We start from the raw sequence: 15,493 nt of genomic DNA, 5'->3' as shown, positions 1-15,493 counted from the left end.
GTTCAGATGACCCGGCCGGGGTTCATGAGGCCTTGGGGGTCGAGTGCGGTTTTGATGGCGCGCATCAGGCTGAGCGCCACCGGGTTTTTGTAGTGCGGCAGCTTGGTCGCCTTGAGGGAGCCCACGCCATGTTCGGCGCTGATGGAGCCGCCAAAGCGCGCCACGGCGTCGAACACCAGGGTGTTGATGCGTTCTTCTTCGTCGCGCAAAAAGGCCTTGCCGTCCACGCCTTCAGGCGCCTGCACGTTGTAGTGCAGGTTGCCATCGCCCAGGTGGCCGAAGTTGACCAGGCGCATGCCAGGGATGGCGCGCTGCAGCTCGGCGTCGGTGGCCTCACAAAAAGCGGGAATGCTTGACACCGGCACACTGATGTCGTGCTTGATGTTCAGGCCTTCCTCGGCCTGGGCCAGCGGGATGCTCTCGCGGATGTGCCACAGGCCCTTGGCCTGGGTCAGGTTCTCGGCCACCACGGCATCGGTCACGGTGCCTTGTTCGAACGCGGTTTCCAGCAACGACTCGAACAAGCCTCGCGCATGGGCCTCGCTTTCGAAGTCGCTGTTTTCCAAGAGAACGCAGTAAGGCGTGTCCTGCCACAGCGGCACGCGCAGTTGGGGGAAGTGTTTGTCCACCAGGCCCAGCGCGAATTGACCCATGACCTCGAAGCCGGTGAGGCCGGCGGCCAGGCGTTGCTGGGCCAGGCCCAGCAATTCCACCGCCGCTTGCATGGAGGGCACGGCAGCCCAGGCGGTGAGTTTGGCGGCCGGCTGTGGGTAGAGCTTGAGCGTGGCGGCGGTGATGATGCCCAGCGTGCCTTCGCTGCCCACAAAGAGGTCGCGCAGGTCGTAGCCGGTGTTGTCCTTGCGCAGGCCACTCAAGCCGTCCCACACCTCGCCCTGGGCGGTCACCACCTCCAGGCCCAGGCAGAGGTCGCGCGTGTTGCCGTAGCGCAGCACCTGGGTGCCGCCGGCGTTGGTGGCCAGGTTGCCGCCGATGGTGCAGCTGCCTTCGGCGGCCAGGCTCAGCGGGAACAGGAAGCCCGCTTGCGCCGCGGCGGTCTGCAGGTTTTGCAGCACGCAGCCGGCGTCCACCGTCATGGTGAGGTTGGCGCCGTCGATGGCACGCACGCGGTTCAGGCGGGTCAGGCTCAGCAGCACCTGGGTGCCGCTGTTGTCGGGCACGCCGCCCACCACCAGGCCGGTGTTGCCGCCCTGGGGCACGATGCTCGCACCGGCCGCCGCGCAGGCCTTCACCACCGCCGCCACCTCAGCGGTGTTGCCTGGGCGCACCACGGCCATCGCGCGGCCATGGGCGCGCTTTCGCCAGTCTTGCTCCCACGCGCTCAGGTCGGTGGTTGGGTCGTCGTGCGTCAACACGTGGGCGGCGCCCACGGTGCTGCGGAGATGGGCGATCAGTGTGCTCATGCGGCGGTGTCGGTTTTCAAGGCTTTGGCGTCGCGCAGGCGCAGGCGGATGTGCAGGGTGCAGGCCACAAACAACGCCACACACAACACCACTTGAAGGGTCGCCAGCCCGGCGCTGAGGCCACTTTCGCTGGTGGCGCGCACCACACCTTCGGTGAAATACAGCCACACCATCAGACTGAGCCAGCGGTAGGTGTACATGCGGTTTTTCAGCAGGCCGGGCAGGGCGGGCAGCAGCGGCACAATTTTGATGACCCACCACGAGCCGCCCGGGCGCAGCGGCGCCAGCCACAGCTCCCAGGCCAGGCCCAGCACGATCAGGCCCAGCAGGCTGGCCACGGCGGCAGTGCGGCTTTGGCCAACGTGGGCGGCAGGGGGTGTTGGAGGGGTGGCAGAGGCGGGTGCCGGGGAGGGGGACGCAGGGGGCTCGATCATCGTGGTGGCATGATACCGGCCCATGAAAGTCGATGACGCCATCCGGGCCTTGCAGGACTTCCCGTGGCGCAACACCGGGCGCACGCTGCTGCAGCGCTTCCGCGAAGACCGCCTGGGCAACACCGCCAGCAGCCTCACCTTCACCACCCTGATTTCTCTGGTACCGCTGTTTGCCGTGGTGCTGGCCGTGTTTTCGGCCTTTCCCATGTTCGGCAAATTGCAGGTCAGCCTGCAGCAGTGGCTGGGGGCCAACCTCATCCCCGATCCCATCGCCAAACAGGTGATTGGCGCGCTCACACAATTTGCCAACAAGGCCAGCCGCCTGGGCTGGGTGGGTTTTGGGGTGCTGGTGGTCACGGCCGTGTCGCTGGTGCTCACCATCGACCGCACCTTCAACGCCATCTGGCGTGTGCGCCAGCCACGCCCGCTCGGGCAGCGCGTGCTCATCTACTGGGGCGTGCTCACCCTGGGGCCGCTGGCATTGGCCGGGAGCATTGCGCTCACCTCTTATGTGGCGTCGGTCTCGCGCGGTTTGGTGGCCGCCATGCCCGACAGCTTGCAACTGCTGCTGGACCTGATCGACTTCGGCCTGTCGGTGCTGGTCGCGGCCGCGCTGTACCACTACGTGCCGAACACGGCGGTGCGCTGGCGCCACGCCCTGGCTGGTGGCCTGTTTGTGGCGCTGGGGCTGGACATCGCCAAACGCTTGCTGGTGCTCTACATCAAGGCCGTGCCCACGTTTTCGGCGGTGTACGGTGCCTTTTCGGCCCTGCCCATCCTGTTGCTGTGGATTTACCTGATGTGGGTGGTGCTGCTGCTGGGGGCGGTGATCGCCGCCTACCTGCCCACGCTGCTGGGCGGTATCGCCTGGCGGGGTGACACGCCCGGCGCGGCGTTCCAGCTGTCGCTGGAGGTGTTGCGCCAGCTGGCGATCGCGCGACGCGGTGGCCGCGCGGTGGTGAAGGTGGACACCCTGGCGCGCCGCCTGCATGTGGAGTCGCTGCAACTGCAGGATGTGTTCGATGCCCTCACCGCACTGGGCTGGGTGGGGCGGCTGGAGGACGGCGGCGGCTACGCTTTGCTGATTGACCCCGTCGACACCACGCTGGAGCCGCTGATGCGCCGCCTGCTGCTGGGTCCGGGGCGCTCGACCGATTTCATCTGGGACCAGGGTTTGCTGCCCCAGATGCGCCTGCAGCAGGCCCTGGATGCCGCCCTGGATGCCGCGGTCTGAGCGACAATCGGCCCATCATTTTCAGCAGGACGGGCATGGACTTCGCTTCGATACGCGTGCTGGTGGCCGAGGACATGGAAGAGATGCGCAGCATCCTGGTGCGGCTGTTGCAGGCGCTGGGCTTCAAGCAGGTACGCGCGGTGCGCAACTGGCGCCCCTGCCGTTTGTGATGATCACCGGCGAAAACAGCACCAAGCAGGTCCACAGCGCCATCAGCGGCGGCGTGACGGACTTCATCCTCAAACCGTTTTCGGCCGCACAGCTTGAGGCACGCATCACCCGCGTGCTCAACCAAAGCGACGCCCCGCCGGGCCTGCACGTGCTGCCGCCCGAGTCCTGAGTGTCAGAACGGGATGCGCCCGGTCCAGATGTCCTTGTACATCACCCAATCGCCCATGAAGCTGTAGAGCGGGCGCTTGAAGGACGCGGGCTTGTTCTTCTCAAAGCCGAAGTGGCCCATCCACGCGAAGGCGTAGCCACACAGCAGGCCCACCAGCACCCACCAGGCGTTGCCCGTGGCCAGGGCCGTGCCCAGGCACACCAGCCCCAGCGTCGAGCCCACAAAGTGCAGCCGCCGGCAGGTGCGGTTGCTGTGCTCGCTCAGATAAAAGGGGTAGAACTCGGCAAAGCTGTGCATTTGCGCGGGGTTGGCGGTTGGTGTCATGTGTGTCTCCTCTGGTGGGGTGTTGCTGCGGCGCCTCTGCGGGGACGCTCGGTGCCCCACTGTAGCGCGCTCACACCCGCGCCGGTGTGGGCGCCAGGCGGATGCCGGCGATGTCCTTGGATGGCGGCGCGCCGAACAGTCGCCGGTATTCGCGGCTGAACTGCGAAGGGCTTTCGTAGCCCACGCGGAAGGCAGCGGTCGAGGCGTCCACCCGCTCCGACAGCATCAGCCGGCGCGCTTCGGCCAGGCGCAATTGCTTCTGGTATTGCAGCGGGCTCATGGCCGTGAGGGCTTTGAAGTGGTGGTGGAAGGTGGACAGGCTCATGCTCGAATCGCGCGCCAGCGCCTCGATGCGCAGCGGTTCGGCAAAACGCGCATTGAGTTGTGCGATGGCGCGGGCCACCTGGTGGCTTTGCGTGTCCACCGTGGCGATCTGGCGCAGCCGTGCGCCGGCCTCGCCCGCCAGCAGCCGGTAGTGGATCTCGCGCCGTATGAGCGGCGCCAGCACCGCGATGTGGTCTGGCTGGTCCAGCAGTGCCAACAAGCGGTCGAAGGCCTGCAGCAGCGGTGCCGTCACCGCGCCGGTGGTCATGGCGCGGCTGTCGGGCTCCACCTTGCGTGGCGCGGCGGGCGGCATCTCCAGCATCAACGAGGCAATTTCGCGCCAGTCCAGCCGCAGTGCCACGCCCAGGTACGGTCGCTCGGGGCTGGCCTGCATCACGGCGGTTTTGACCGGCAGGTCCATCGACGCGATCAGGTAGCGGTCTTCGCCGTAGGTGAGCGTCTCGTCGCCCAGCAGCACACGCTTGCCCCCTTGCACGATCAAGGCCACACACGGTTCGTAGACGCTGCAGGTGTTCAGGATGGGCTGGTCCAGCCGGATCATCATCAGCCCGGGCATCTCGGGCGGCTGCAGGGGGGCGCCATCACCCACTTCCACGCGCTCCAGAATGCGCCGGGCCAGCGAGGTGCGGGTGTCGCGCAGGGCGTCGGGGGCGGAAGGATCGGGCATGGCCTGGGCGCTGGGTGGCATGGGGCCGCATGGTAGCCGGGCTTGCCTGTTTGTGTGGCGCACGCGCAGGATTGGGCAAGCATGGCGCATGTTTTGGCTAGCGCCGCTGGCCGTTTGACAGGACACTTCGGCCCCATCACGGTGCCACAAAAACCCCAGGAGAAACCATGACCACCTTGCAAGTCAATGGCCGCGCCCAGCGGCTGGACGTCGATCCCTCCACGCCCATCCTCTGGGCCCTGCGCGACTCGCTCGGCCTGACCGGCACCAAGTTCGGCTGCGGCGCGGCCCTGTGCGGCGCCTGCACCGTGCACGTGGACGGCCAGGCCACCCGCTCCTGCGTCACCCCCATCGGCAGCGTGGGAGGCCGGCAGATCACCACCATCGAAGCCGTCACCGGCGGCGATGACCGCGTCGGCAAGGCCGTGCGCGATGCCTGGGTGAAACACGACGTGGCCCAGTGCGGCTACTGCCAGAGCGGCCAGATCATGAGCGCCACCGCCTTCCTCAAATCGCTGCCCAAGGGCACACAGCCCAGTGCCGCCGACATCGACGGCGCCATGGCCGGCAACGTCTGCCGCTGTGGCACCTACGCCCGCATCCGCGCCGCCGTGGCCGACGCCGCCCGCACCCTGGCCTGAAGGAGCCCGCACCATGTTCAGCCACGCCATCACCGACCACGCCCAAGAACTCCCACGCGCCCTGCAGCAACTGCTGGCGCGTGAGCAAGCCCTCGAAGTCGAAACCGTCGCCGCACTGCCGCGCCGCAGCTTCCTCAAGCTCGGCGCCGCCAGCGGCTTTGCGCTGGGGGTGTTCCCGCTACTGTCGCACGCCCAAGGGGCCGCTGCCGTGCCCGCCGCGCTCAAGCCCACCCAACTGCCCGGTGCCTTTGTGGCCATCGCCACCGACGGCTCCGTCACCGTCACCGTCAACCGCCTCGAATTTGGCCAGGGCGTGCAGACCGCGCTGCCCATGGTGCTGGCCGAGGAGCTGGACGCCGACTGGGGCAAAGTGCGCAGCCAGCTGGGCACCAACGACATGGCCTACGCCGACCCGCTGTTTGGCATGCACCTCACCGGCGGCTCCAACTCCATCAAGAACAGCTTCACCCAGTACCGCGAACTGGGCGCCCGCGCCCGCGCCATGCTGGTGCAGGCCGCCGCCGCGCGCTGGGGGGTGGACGCCAGCAGCCTGCGCACCGAAGGCGGCGTCGTGATCGGCCCCGGTGGCCGCCGCGCCGCCTATGGCGAGCTGGCCGATGCCGCCAAGGCCTTGCCGGTGCCCGCCACCGTCACCCTCAAAGACCCCAAGCAGTTCCGCCTCATCGGCCAGCCCACCACGCGGCTGGACGCCGCCGCCAAAAGCAGCGGCCAGCAAGACTTCGGCATCGACGTGCGCCGCCCCGGCCAGCTCACCGCCGTCATTGCGCGCCCGCCGGTGTTTGGCGCCAAGCTGAAGTCGGTGGACGACACGGCGGCCCGCGCGATCAAAGGTGTGAAGGCGGTGCTGCGTGTGCCGCTGGACCGTGGCGCCGAGGGCGTGGCCATCGTGGCCGACGGTTACTGGCCCGCCAAGACGGCACGCGATGCGCTCAAGCTGGAATGGGACAGCGGCGCGGTGGAAAAGGTGGACAGCGTGGCGCAGCTGGCGCAGTACCGCGCGCTGGCCGGCCAGCCTGGTGCCAAACACTTCGACGCCGACATGGCGCCCCTGGCGAACGCGCCCAAAAAGATCGAAGCTGAGTTCGTCTTCCCCTACCTGGCGCACGCGCCCATGGAGCCGCTGAACTGCACGGTGGAGCTGAGCGAGCAGGGCGCCACGCTGTGGGTGGGCTCGCAAATGGCGGGGCTGGACGGCATGGCCGCTGCGCGCACGCTGGGCCTCAAGCCCGAGCAGGTGAAGGTGCTGGTGCAATCGGCCGGCGGGGGCTTTGGCCGCCGCGCCATTCCCACCAGCGACTACCTGGTCGAGGCCTGCACCATCGCCAAGGCCGCGCAGGCCGCCGGTGTGCGTGCCCCTATCCGCACGCTGTGGAGCCGCGAGGACGACATCAAGGGCGGCTACTACCGCCCCATGCACCTGCACCGCGCGCAGGTGGGTTTTGACGCCAGCGGCCAGGTGCTGGCGTGGGACCACGTCATCGTCGGCCAGTCCATCGTCGCCGGCTCGCCCTTCGAGGGCATGATGGTGAAGAACGGCATCGACATCACCGCCGTGGAAGGCATGCGCGCCCCGTACCCGCTGCCCATGCGGCTCACGGTGCACCACCCCAAGGTGAATGTGCCGGTGTTGTGGTGGCGCAGCGTGGGCAGCACACACACAGCGTTTGTCATGGAAACGCTGATCGACCAGATCGCCCGCGAGACCAACCAAGACCCCGTGGCCTACCGCATGAAGCTGTTTGGCAACGACCACCCGCGCCACCGCGCCGCGCTGCAACTGGCGGTGGACCAGAGCGGCTACGGCAAAAAGACGCTGCCTGCCGGCCGCGCCTGGGGCGTGGCGGTGCACGAGTCGTTCGAGTCGGTGGTGGCCTATGTGGTCGAAGCCTCGGTGAAGGACGGCCAGCCGGTGCTGCACCAGGTCACGGCCGGGGTGCATTGCAACCTGGTGGTCAACCCGCGCACGGTGGAAGCGCAGGTGCAGGGCGCCGCGCTCATGGGGCTGGGCATGTGCCTGCCCGGCGCGGCCATCACCTTGAAAGATGGCGTGGTTGAGCAGCAAAACTTTGGCGACTACACCGTGGCCCGCATCACCGACATGCCGGCCATCAGCGTGCACACCGTGCCCAGCGCCGAGCCGCCCACCGGCATGGGTGAACCCGGCCTGCCGCCGCTGGCGCCAGCGTTTGCCAACGCCGTGAGCCGCCTCACCGGCAAGCCGCTGCGCGAGCTGCCGTTCAAGCTGGCTTGAGGGCCTGCGCCTGAATGCCTTCGCCCGCGCGCGCAAACAGCCCACCCCCCAGGTGGTGGATGCTGCGCAGCGCGGCGTTGCTGCCGTTCAACGTCCAGTGCCCGTGGGCAAACACGCGGCTGTCGGCGGCGGCGCTCACCACTTCGGCAAAACAGGTGTCGTAGGCGTCCTCGGTGTGGGGCTCGCGGATCAGCCGGCATTCCATCCAGGCCAGGCAGTTGGCCTCGATCAGCGGCACGCCCAGCACCGGGCCGGGCGTGGCCTCAATCCCCCACTGCGCGAACTTGTCTACCTCGCGCCCTGAGCAACTGCCCACCGCGTAAGTCAGGTCAATGGCTGCCGTGGCCGGCACACACAGGCCAAAGCCACCGTGGGCGGTGAGCAGCTCGCGGGTGAAGGTGCTTTTGTCGATCACCACCGCCACACGCGGCGGTGAAAACTCCACCGGCATGGACCAGGCCGCCGCCATCACATTGCGCCGGCCCTCAAACACGCTGGTGATCAGCACCGTGGGGCCGTGGTTGATGAGGCGGTTGGCGTGGGGCAGGGCAACGGGGGCAAAGTGGGTCATGGTGTTTGGCCTCGCACGCGCACCCGCTGCCCGTCGGTCAGGGTGTTGCCGGGGTACAAGACCACCGTGTCTCCCGCCTGGATGCCATCTTGCACCCAGGCGCTGTCGGCGTGGCGGTCTTTGAAGCGCACCACACGGGCGCGTGCCGTGCCGCCTTCCACCACAAAAACGCGCCAGCCATCGCCCTGGCGCACCAGCGCGGCCGAGGGCACCAGCAGCGCCCCGTCCTGGGCCGACACAGTGATTCGCGCGTCCACCCGAAAGCCGTCACCCAGACGCTGCAAAGCATCCGGGTTGGCATCGAGCGCCACCACCACGTTGACGCGCTGCTCCTCAATGCCCAGCGCCGACACTTTGGTGAAGGCTTGTGGTTCGATGCGGGCCACCCGGCCGACCAGAGGCGGCTGGTTGCGGCCGGTGGCCAATTGCACTGCGGCGCCAGGTGCGACGCGAGGCGCGTCGCCCGAGAGCACGTCCACCACCGCCTCCAGCGCGGCCGTGTCACCAATGTCCAGCAGGGGCTGGCCCACGTTCACCGGTTCGGCGTTTTCCTTGTGCAGTTTGAGCACTCGGCCGGCGACAGGGCTGGTGAGTGACCACAGGCCGGGGCCTGTGGGGGCGCTGGGCTGCGCGCGCTGCAGGGCGGCCCGGGCCTCGCCCAGGGCATGCGCGGCCGCAGCTTGCTGGGCCTGGCCGGCGCGCAGTGCTTGCTGTGCGGCCTCGCGTCCCAGTTGGGCCTGGTCACGGGCAGAGGGCGAAATGAAGTTGTCTCGGGCGAGTTGGCTGGCACGCTCGGCCTCCAGTGTGGCTTGGGCCAGTGCCGCCTGCAGGCGCCGAGCGTTGGCGGCTGCGGCTGCCAACGCCGCGTCGGCGCTGCCCACACGTTCCTGCAACACGCTGCGGGTGCGCGTGTCGATCATGGCCGGGGCAGAAGGCGCCAACACCGCCACCACGTCGCCCGCCCGCACCACGTCGCCCACCTTGAGCGTGGGGCGCTGCAGCTGCGCCGCCGTGGGCGCAGTGACGGTGTAGCGTTGCAGCAGGCGCAGGCGGCCGTCTTCCTCGATGACCTGTTCAAACCGGCCCTCGGCCACGGTGGCGGTTTCCACCACCAGCGGGCGGGGCCGGTAGGCGGCCCAGAGCACTGCGGCCAGGGCCACCACGGCCAGGCCACCGATGAGCCAGCGGCGTCTGGCGCCGCCGTTGTGAGAGTTGTTGTTCATTCACGCACTTTCAAGACGGAAACCAGGTCCAGCCGGTCGATCTGGCGGCGCACCAGCAGGGCACTCACCACGCCGGCGGCCAGCACGATGAGCGCGGCCGACGCGTAGGTGGCGGGTTCGATGACCACGGGAAAATCGATCGCGTCACTGGCCATCAGCCGCATCATCAGCGATGCCAGGCCCCAGCCCAGCAGCGCGCCCAAAGGCAGGGCCAACAGCAGTTCGGCCAGCAACTCTGCCAAGAGCAGCACCGAGACCTCGGCCCGCGTCATGCCCAGCACGCGCAGGCTGGCCAGTTCCCAGGCGCGCTCAGACAGCGAGATGCGCGCCGCGTTGTAGATGATGCCCACTGCCATGGCCACCGCAAACAGTGTGAGGATGCCGCTGAACACGCCCATGTTGCGCTGGGTGCGGTGGGTGAATTCGGTCAGTGTGCTGGCCTTGTCGAACACCGAGTTGATCAGCGGTGCCGTCTTCACCGCAGCCCAGAAAGCGTCCATCGCCTGCGGGTCCACTTGCAGGGCGGCGTCGGCCACGCCGTTGCCGTCACCTGCCAGGGGGTTGAGCGTGTCCAGGTTCATGTACAGCAACTGGCCAAACATGGTGTGGGCGATGTCTGCCACCGTCACCTCCACCGTGCGCTGGCTCCACAGCCGAAACCGGATCTGCACCCGGTCGCCCACACGCGCGCCCAACGCCTGCGCCAACAGGCCCGAAAGCACCACCCCTTCGGGAGGCAGCGCCAGCGCGCCACGTTTTTCGTCCACCAGTCGCATCAGCCGCGCATCGCCACGCAGTGCCATGACGGCGGTGTCTTTGGTGGTGCCACGCAGCGTGATTTTCACGGCCTCGGTGCGGTAGCCTTCGGCGTCAATGACACCGGGCAGGCGCCGCAGGTCTCGCACCGCGTCCAGGGGCACCGGCCGGTGGAAGTTGACCAGCACGTCACCCTGCTGAACCTGCCGGAACTGCACGTCCACGATGTGGGCGATCGCGTCGAGCCAGAAGGCCCCCGATATCTGCAGCGCCACCGCCAACGCGATGCCGGTGACGGTGAACACCGCGCGCAGCGGTCGGCGCTCCAGGTTGCGCACCACCATGCGCGCGCCGGTGGACATGAAGCGCCCCAGGCCCAGGCGCTCCAGCAGCGTGGCGGTGTAGGCCGGTGGCGCCGGCGGCAACATGGCCTGCGCAGGGCGCAGCCGCACCACCGCGTGGATGGCTGTCCAGGTGCCAGCGGCAGCGGCCAGTGCGGCCACCAGCGCCGATACCAGCACCAGCCCGGTGTCGGTGGCGTACGCCAGTCGGTCGAAGCGGAACACCTCGTCGTACAGGCTGAGCATGCCGCGACCAATGAACTGGCTCAAGGCCAGCCCCACCGCCACGCCCAGGCCGGCAATCAGCAGCGCAAGCTGCGTGTAGTGCCAGGCGATGGCGACGTCGCCGTAGCCCAGGGCTTTGAGCGCAGCAATCTGGCTGCGCTGGGTGGCCACCTGTCGGCTGAGCACCACATTGAGGATGAACATGGCCACGGCCAGGAAGATGGCCGGGAGCACCGTGCCCATGACCTGGAGCTGGGCCAGTTCGTCGGTGACGATCTTGGTCGAGAGTTGGCGGTCGCGGCCAACGGCGCCCAGGCTGCCGTAGGGTTCCAGCAGGTGGTCCAGCGCGTTCAGCACCGCCTGCTCTGGCACACCCGCGTGCAAGCGCAGCGCCACCTGGTTGAAGGCGCCCTGCATGTCAAAGGCCTCGGTCATGCGCTGGCTGTCTATCCACCAGATGCCAAAGCTGGTGTCGTCGGGGGCGCCACCTTGCGAGGCAAACACGTACTCGGGTGTGACCGCCGTGCCCACCAGGTGGATGCGCTGCAGCCGACCATTGAGGATGGCGTGCACCACATCGCCGGGCTGGAGGTTTCGCGCTGCAGCAAATCTGTCGCTCACCAGCGCCTCGATCTGGCCGTCACGCTCGGGCCAGCGGCCGGCGCGAAGGGTCAGCCGGTTGAGGCCTTGGCGGTTGGCATGCACGCTGGGCAGGTCCAGCCCGATGAAGCGCCCGGTGACTGGCTGCAGCACGCCGGGCAGGTCAACCTGGGCGTCGAACACCACACCCAGCTTGACCTCGGCCACACCGGGCAGGGCTTCAATGCGCGCGCCCAGCGATGCCGGCGCGCGCTTGACGCCGGCAAACAGGTCGGCCAGGCGGTTGTCGCGGTAGAACGCGTCGCGCGAGCTTTGCAGTGAATCGTGCACCGCAAACATGCCCACAAACCCCGCCACGCCAATGGCCACCACCACCGCGATGGTGATGACCTGCGCCCGCAGGCGGGCGACATCGCACCAGAGTTTGGTTTGCAACGCGGTCACGGCGCTACCATGAAAGCGCCGATGCCGGCTGCCTGTGCGCATTGGTGTGGCTGTCGACGATGCGGCCATCGGCCAGGCGCAGCACGCGGTCGGCCATGTCGGCAATGGGCGCGTTGTGGGTGATGACCACGGTGGTGGTGCCCATGTCGCGGTTCACCCGTTCGATGGCCTGCAGCACCATGATGCCGGTGGCGCAGTCGAGCGCGCCGGTGGGCTCGTCGCACAACAACACCGCTGGGCGCTTGGCAATGGCGCGGGCAATCGCCACGCGTTGCTGTTCGCCGCCCGAAAGCTGCGACACAAAGTGGTGTTTGCGGGGCGTCAAACCCACCAGCGCCAACGCGTCGGCCGGGTCCATGGGGTCGTCGGCCAGGTCGGTCACCAGGGCCACGTTTTCCTCAGCGGTCAGGCTGGGGATCAGGTTGTAGAACTGGAACACAAAGCCCACGTGTTCGCGCCGGTAGCGGGTGAGCTCGGCGTCGTCTGCGCCAATCAGCTCATGGGTCTGGCCGTTGTGGGTCCACCGGGCCGAGCCGCTGGTGGCGGTGTCCAGCCCACCCAGAATGTTGAGCAGCGTGGACTTGCCGCTGCCCGAGGCGCCCAGCAGCACCACAAATTCGCCGCGCACGATGTCCAGGTCCACGCCCCGCAGCGCCAGCACCGCCGTGTCGCCCTCACCATAGGTTTTGGTCAGGGAACGGGCAGTGAAAACGCATGTGGCGGGCGTCGGGGTTGGCATCAGACCATTATGGGCAGGCTGCCTATTCAGAAGGATGACGCGCGTCAAGAAGGTGGTGTGTCATGCACCCATGTGGCGGCTTGGCCACCACTGCGCCAGCAGCAGCAGTATCAGCGTTTGGCGGTGTTTATCCACGGTGCGTCACCCGCATGCCCATGGCGCCCACCACCATGGCCAACACCAACAGGCCTGTTGCCACCCCAAACGCCAGCCGCAGCCCGGCCAGGGCATCCAGCCCACCGGCTGCCGTGGTTGCGGTGGCGCCCCACTGGTACACCGCGCCCATGGCCGATGCCCCGGTGATCAGCCCCAGGTTGCGCGAGAGGTTGACCAGGCCCGACACCAGGCCCCGCTGGTCCGCCGGGGCGCTGGCCATCACGGCGGTGTTGTTGGCCGCCTGGGTGCTGGCGTAGCCGGCGGTGATGAGGGCCAGCGCGGCGGCGTAGCCCAGCGCGCCCCAGGTGGCCGAGGCCCAGGGCAGGGCGGCGCTGCCGGCCAGCATCAACAGCAGGCCCGCCCAGGTGACGCGGGTGGCGCCCAGGCGGTCTACCAGCTTGCCGGCGGGTGCGCCCGCCAGCGCGGCCACCGCCGGGCCGGTGGTCATCACCAGGCCCATGCGCGCAGCGTCCAGCCCCAGGCCACCGGCCAGGTAGAAGGGGCCCACCACCAGGGTGGCCATCACCACCGTGGTGATGAGCGCGTTCACCGCCACGCCCGTGGCCACGGCCGGTAGGCGCAGGGTTTGCAGGCGCAGCAGCGGGGCGGGGGCGCGCGTTTCCACCCAGGCAAAGGCGGCCAGGCCCAGCGCCGCTGTCAACAGCAGGCCGGTGTTGAGCGTGCCCCAGGCGCCCGGTTGCAAGGTCATGGCCAGGGCGTAGGCCGTCAGGCTCAGCGCCAGCAGGGCGGTGCCCAGGTGGTCGAAGCGCACGTTGCGCGCCGGGGTGGCGCGGTCAAGCGGCAACTGCCACGAGGCCAGGGCCAGCGCCGCCAGGCCCAGCGGCACGTTCACCCAGAACACCGCCTGCCAGCCCCAGGTGGCCAGCAGCAGCCCGCCCAGGCTGGGGCCCAGCGCCGTGCCCACGGCCGACAGCGTGCCCAGCAGCCCCATGGCGCTGCCGGCCTGTGCCTTGGGCACCACCTCACCCACCAGGGCCAGGGTCAGCGCCATCATCACCGCCGCGCCCAGGCCCTGCGCCACCCGCGCGGCAATCAGCCAGCCCAGGCCGGGCGCCGCGCCCGCCGCCAGCGAGGCCAGGGCAAACAGCGCCAGCCCGGCCAGCAGCAGCCGGCGCCGGCCCCACACATCGCCCAGGCGGCCGGCGGCCACCACCGCCGCCGTGAGCGTGAGCAGGTAGGCAATCACCACCCACTGCACGTGGGTGCTGGGCAGCACAAACTGCCGCGCCAGGGCCGGCAGCGCCACGTTGGCGATGCTGGTGCCCAGCGCCGGCAGCAGCATGGCCAGGCCCAGGCCGGCCAGCACGCCACGCGGCGCCGGGGTGGAGGGAAGGGGGGTTGTTGTGTCCATGAATGGCTCCGTTGAGGGGATGAGCCGATGCTAGGAACGCGGCACCCATGGCGGAAGACGCACGGCGTGCAATGAATCAGTGCACCAAACGCCATACCAGCGTATGGTGTTGTGATGACCATGCCCGACCTCAACCTCCTCGTCACGCTGGACGTGCTGCTGACCGAGCAGAACGTGGCCCGCGCCGCCCAACGCCTGCGCCTGAGCCCCTCGGCCATGAGCCGCGCCCTGGCCCGCCTGCGCCAAACCACCGGCGACCCGCTGCTGGTGCGCGCGGGGCGCGGCCTGGTGCCCACGCCCCGCGCCCTGGCCCTGCGCGAACGCATAGGCCCCCTGGTGCACGAGGCCGAAGCCGTGCTGCGCCCGTTGCAAGCCCTCAACCTGGCCGAACTCCAACGCACCTTCACCCTGCGCTGCAGCGAAGGTTTTGTTGAAAACTTCGGCGCCGCCCTGGTTGAACGCGCCGCCGCCCAGGCCCCCGGCGTGCGCCTGCGCTTCGTTCAGAAAACCGACAAAGACAGCACCGCCCTGCGCGACGGCACCGTGGACCTGGAAACCGGCGTGTTGGGCGCCAACATGGGCCCCGAACTGCGCACCCAGGCCCTGTTCCGCGACCGTTGGGTGGGCGTGGTGCGCCCCAGCCACCCCCTGGCCAAGGCCGGCGCGGCGCTCACGCCCGAGGTGTTTGCCCACAGCCGCCACGTCATCGCCTCGCGCCGGGGTGTGCTGGGCGGCCCCGTGGACGAAGCCCTGGCCTCACTCGGCCTGGAGCGCAACGTGGCCGCCATTGCCGGCGGCTTTGTTGCTGCCCTGGCGCTGGCGCGTGGCACCGATGTGGTGGCCTGTGTGCCCGAGCGGCACACCGAGCATTTGCGCGACGGCCTGCACACCTTTGCCCTGCCGTTTGCGACGCCCGAATTCAGCATCGCCATGTTCTGGCATCCCCGGTTTCAGGGGGATGGGGGGCATGGGTGGTTTAGGGGGGTGGTGGGGGAGGTTTGTGTGATGGGCTAACAGGCCGTTGAAAAATCCCCTGCGAGCGTCCGCGTCGGCCGCTACGATCTGAAGTCATCCCGCAACAACTGCGACGATAAAGATGAGAGGCAACCAAGACTTCCAGGGGGCGATGTTTAGCTACATCAGCCTTGAAGAAAGAGTGCCAGCGGCACACCCGCTGCGCAAGTTGCGCGCCGTGGTGGATGCGCTGCTGTCGAGCATGAACCGCGAGTTCGAAGCGGTGTACGCCCGCCGTGGCCGCCCCTCGGTGCCGCCGGAGATGCTGCTCAAGGCCTTGCTGCTGCAAATCCTGTTCTCCATCCGCAGCGAACGCCAGCTGGTCGAGGCGGTCAACTACAACCTGCTGTACCGCTGGTTCGTGGGCCTGAACA

16 protein-coding genes are annotated in these 15,493 nt (G+C 68.7%); 7 read left to right on the top strand and 9 right to left on the bottom strand.

Annotation, left to right across the window (positions count from 1 at the left end; genetic code table 11):
- Nucleotides 1-2: 2 nt before the first annotated feature.
- Entirely contained in the window at nucleotides 3-1,421 is a 1,419-nt protein-coding gene (locus ACFQPB_RS16335) for an FAD-binding oxidoreductase (protein WP_382225512.1), read from the bottom strand.
- The gene (locus ACFQPB_RS16330) at nucleotides 1,418-1,855 is read right to left on the bottom strand and encodes a DUF2069 domain-containing protein (protein WP_382225509.1); all 438 of its coding nucleotides are present in this window, start codon (nucleotides 1,853-1,855) and stop codon (nucleotides 1,418-1,420) included. The genes ACFQPB_RS16335 and ACFQPB_RS16330 overlap by 4 nt, the downstream gene beginning before the upstream one ends.
- A gap of 22 nt (nucleotides 1,856-1,877) precedes the next feature.
- Here ACFQPB_RS16330 and ACFQPB_RS16325 point away from each other — a divergent pair, with 22 nt between their 5' ends.
- From ACFQPB_RS16325 to ACFQPB_RS16315, 3 genes are read left to right on the top strand one after another with little or no spacing between them, the layout of a single operon-like run.
- Nucleotides 1,878-3,089 carry a YihY family inner membrane protein gene (locus tag ACFQPB_RS16325; RefSeq protein ID WP_382225506.1) on the top strand — a complete coding sequence of 404 codons (1,212 nt, stop codon included), beginning with the start codon at nucleotides 1,878-1,880 and terminating at the stop codon, nucleotides 3,087-3,089.
- A gap of 35 nt (nucleotides 3,090-3,124) precedes the next feature.
- Entirely contained in the window at nucleotides 3,125-3,259 is a 135-nt protein-coding gene (locus ACFQPB_RS16320; RefSeq protein ID WP_382225503.1) for a hypothetical protein, read from the top strand.
- Nucleotides 3,259-3,429 (top strand): response regulator, encoded by a 171-nt coding sequence (locus ACFQPB_RS16315; protein ID WP_382225500.1) that lies wholly within the window; start codon nucleotides 3,259-3,261, stop codon nucleotides 3,427-3,429. Before ACFQPB_RS16320 ends, ACFQPB_RS16315 begins: the two co-directional genes overlap by 1 nt.
- Nucleotides 3,430-3,432: 3 nt before the next feature.
- Here the strand turns inward: ACFQPB_RS16315 and ACFQPB_RS16310 are convergent, their stop codons facing one another.
- Together ACFQPB_RS16310 and ACFQPB_RS16305 are read right to left on the bottom strand one after the other, a co-directional pair.
- Entirely contained in the window at nucleotides 3,433-3,753 is a 321-nt protein-coding gene (locus ACFQPB_RS16310; protein WP_382225497.1) for an Mpo1-like protein, read from the bottom strand.
- A 70-nt stretch (nucleotides 3,754-3,823) separates the two neighbouring features.
- Nucleotides 3,824-4,765, bottom strand: a complete 942-nt coding sequence (locus tag ACFQPB_RS16305; protein ID WP_382225494.1) for an AraC family transcriptional regulator — start codon at nucleotides 4,763-4,765, stop codon at nucleotides 3,824-3,826.
- 167 nt (nucleotides 4,766-4,932) lie between these two features.
- Here ACFQPB_RS16305 and ACFQPB_RS16300 point away from each other — a divergent pair, with 167 nt between their 5' ends.
- Nucleotides 4,933-5,406, top strand: a complete 474-nt coding sequence (locus tag ACFQPB_RS16300; RefSeq protein ID WP_382225491.1) for a (2Fe-2S)-binding protein — start codon at nucleotides 4,933-4,935, stop codon at nucleotides 5,404-5,406.
- Nucleotides 5,407-5,419: 13 nt separating this feature from the next.
- On the top strand, nucleotides 5,420-7,678 hold the full coding sequence (locus ACFQPB_RS16295) for a xanthine dehydrogenase family protein molybdopterin-binding subunit (RefSeq protein WP_382225488.1): 2,259 nt from the start codon (nucleotides 5,420-5,422) through the stop codon (nucleotides 7,676-7,678).
- On the opposite strand, the gene ACFQPB_RS16290 is transcribed toward ACFQPB_RS16295, so the two are convergent.
- From ACFQPB_RS16290 to ACFQPB_RS16270, 5 genes are all read right to left on the bottom strand, one after another.
- Nucleotides 7,665-8,249 (bottom strand): flavin reductase family protein, encoded by a 585-nt coding sequence (locus ACFQPB_RS16290; RefSeq protein ID WP_382225485.1) that lies wholly within the window; start codon nucleotides 8,247-8,249, stop codon nucleotides 7,665-7,667. The two genes, ACFQPB_RS16295 and ACFQPB_RS16290, sit on opposite strands and share 14 nt — an antisense overlap.
- Nucleotides 8,246-9,472, bottom strand: coding sequence for an efflux RND transporter periplasmic adaptor subunit (locus ACFQPB_RS16285; protein ID WP_382225483.1), 1,227 nt, complete (start codon nucleotides 9,470-9,472; stop codon nucleotides 8,246-8,248). The genes ACFQPB_RS16290 and ACFQPB_RS16285 overlap by 4 nt, the downstream gene beginning before the upstream one ends.
- Entirely contained in the window at nucleotides 9,469-11,838 is a 2,370-nt protein-coding gene (locus ACFQPB_RS16280; protein ID WP_382225481.1) for an ABC transporter permease, read from the bottom strand. Before ACFQPB_RS16280 ends, ACFQPB_RS16285 begins: the two co-directional genes overlap by 4 nt.
- Before the next feature lie 4 nt (nucleotides 11,839-11,842).
- Nucleotides 11,843-12,577 carry an ABC transporter ATP-binding protein gene (locus tag ACFQPB_RS16275; RefSeq protein WP_382225477.1) on the bottom strand — a complete coding sequence of 245 codons (735 nt, stop codon included), beginning with the start codon at nucleotides 12,575-12,577 and terminating at the stop codon, nucleotides 11,843-11,845.
- Nucleotides 12,578-12,704: 127 nt separating this feature from the next.
- Nucleotides 12,705-14,105, bottom strand: coding sequence for an MFS transporter (locus ACFQPB_RS16270; protein WP_382225475.1), 1,401 nt, complete (start codon nucleotides 14,103-14,105; stop codon nucleotides 12,705-12,707).
- A gap of 114 nt (nucleotides 14,106-14,219) precedes the next feature.
- Between ACFQPB_RS16270 and ACFQPB_RS16265 the strand changes: the two genes are divergently transcribed.
- Nucleotides 14,220-15,119, top strand: a complete 900-nt coding sequence (locus ACFQPB_RS16265; protein WP_382225473.1) for a LysR family transcriptional regulator — start codon at nucleotides 14,220-14,222, stop codon at nucleotides 15,117-15,119.
- Nucleotides 15,120-15,201: 82 nt separating this feature from the next.
- On the top strand, nucleotides 15,202-15,493 hold a 292-nt coding region (locus ACFQPB_RS16260), incomplete at its 3' end, for a transposase (RefSeq protein ID WP_382225470.1).

The organism is Hydrogenophaga atypica (assembly GCF_042665215.1).
In the GTDB taxonomy this organism is placed as follows: Bacteria; Pseudomonadota; Gammaproteobacteria; order Burkholderiales; family Burkholderiaceae_C; genus Hydrogenophaga; species Hydrogenophaga defluvii_A.
Note: the sequence above shows the minus strand (reverse complement) of the source record. Positions and strands in the feature narration are given on the sequence as shown.

Excerpts from the sequence above, each read along its gene's own strand:
- ACFQPB_RS16335 (WP_382225512.1), bottom strand. The coding sequence starts at position 1,421 with ATGAGCACACTGATCGCCCATCTCCGCAGCACCGTGGGCGCCGCCCAC.
- ACFQPB_RS16330 (WP_382225509.1), bottom strand. The coding sequence starts at position 1,855 with ATGATCGAGCCCCCTGCGTCCCCCTCCCCGGCACCCGCCTCTGCCACC.
- ACFQPB_RS16325 (WP_382225506.1), top strand. The coding sequence starts at position 1,878 with ATGAAAGTCGATGACGCCATCCGGGCCTTGCAGGACTTCCCGTGGCGC.
- ACFQPB_RS16320 (WP_382225503.1), top strand. The coding sequence starts at position 3,125 with ATGGACTTCGCTTCGATACGCGTGCTGGTGGCCGAGGACATGGAAGAG.
- ACFQPB_RS16315 (WP_382225500.1), top strand. The coding sequence starts at position 3,259 with ATGATCACCGGCGAAAACAGCACCAAGCAGGTCCACAGCGCCATCAGC.
- ACFQPB_RS16310 (WP_382225497.1), bottom strand. The coding sequence starts at position 3,753 with ATGACACCAACCGCCAACCCCGCGCAAATGCACAGCTTTGCCGAGTTC.
- ACFQPB_RS16305 (WP_382225494.1), bottom strand. The coding sequence starts at position 4,765 with ATGCCCGATCCTTCCGCCCCCGACGCCCTGCGCGACACCCGCACCTCG.
- ACFQPB_RS16300 (WP_382225491.1), top strand. The coding sequence starts at position 4,933 with ATGACCACCTTGCAAGTCAATGGCCGCGCCCAGCGGCTGGACGTCGAT.
- ACFQPB_RS16295 (WP_382225488.1), top strand. The coding sequence starts at position 5,420 with ATGTTCAGCCACGCCATCACCGACCACGCCCAAGAACTCCCACGCGCC.
- ACFQPB_RS16290 (WP_382225485.1), bottom strand. The coding sequence starts at position 8,249 with ATGACCCACTTTGCCCCCGTTGCCCTGCCCCACGCCAACCGCCTCATC.
- ACFQPB_RS16285 (WP_382225483.1), bottom strand. The coding sequence starts at position 9,472 with ATGAACAACAACTCTCACAACGGCGGCGCCAGACGCCGCTGGCTCATC.
- ACFQPB_RS16275 (WP_382225477.1), bottom strand. The coding sequence starts at position 12,577 with ATGCCAACCCCGACGCCCGCCACATGCGTTTTCACTGCCCGTTCCCTG.
- ACFQPB_RS16270 (WP_382225475.1), bottom strand. The coding sequence starts at position 14,105 with ATGGACACAACAACCCCCCTTCCCTCCACCCCGGCGCCGCGTGGCGTG.
- ACFQPB_RS16265 (WP_382225473.1), top strand. The coding sequence starts at position 14,220 with ATGACCATGCCCGACCTCAACCTCCTCGTCACGCTGGACGTGCTGCTG.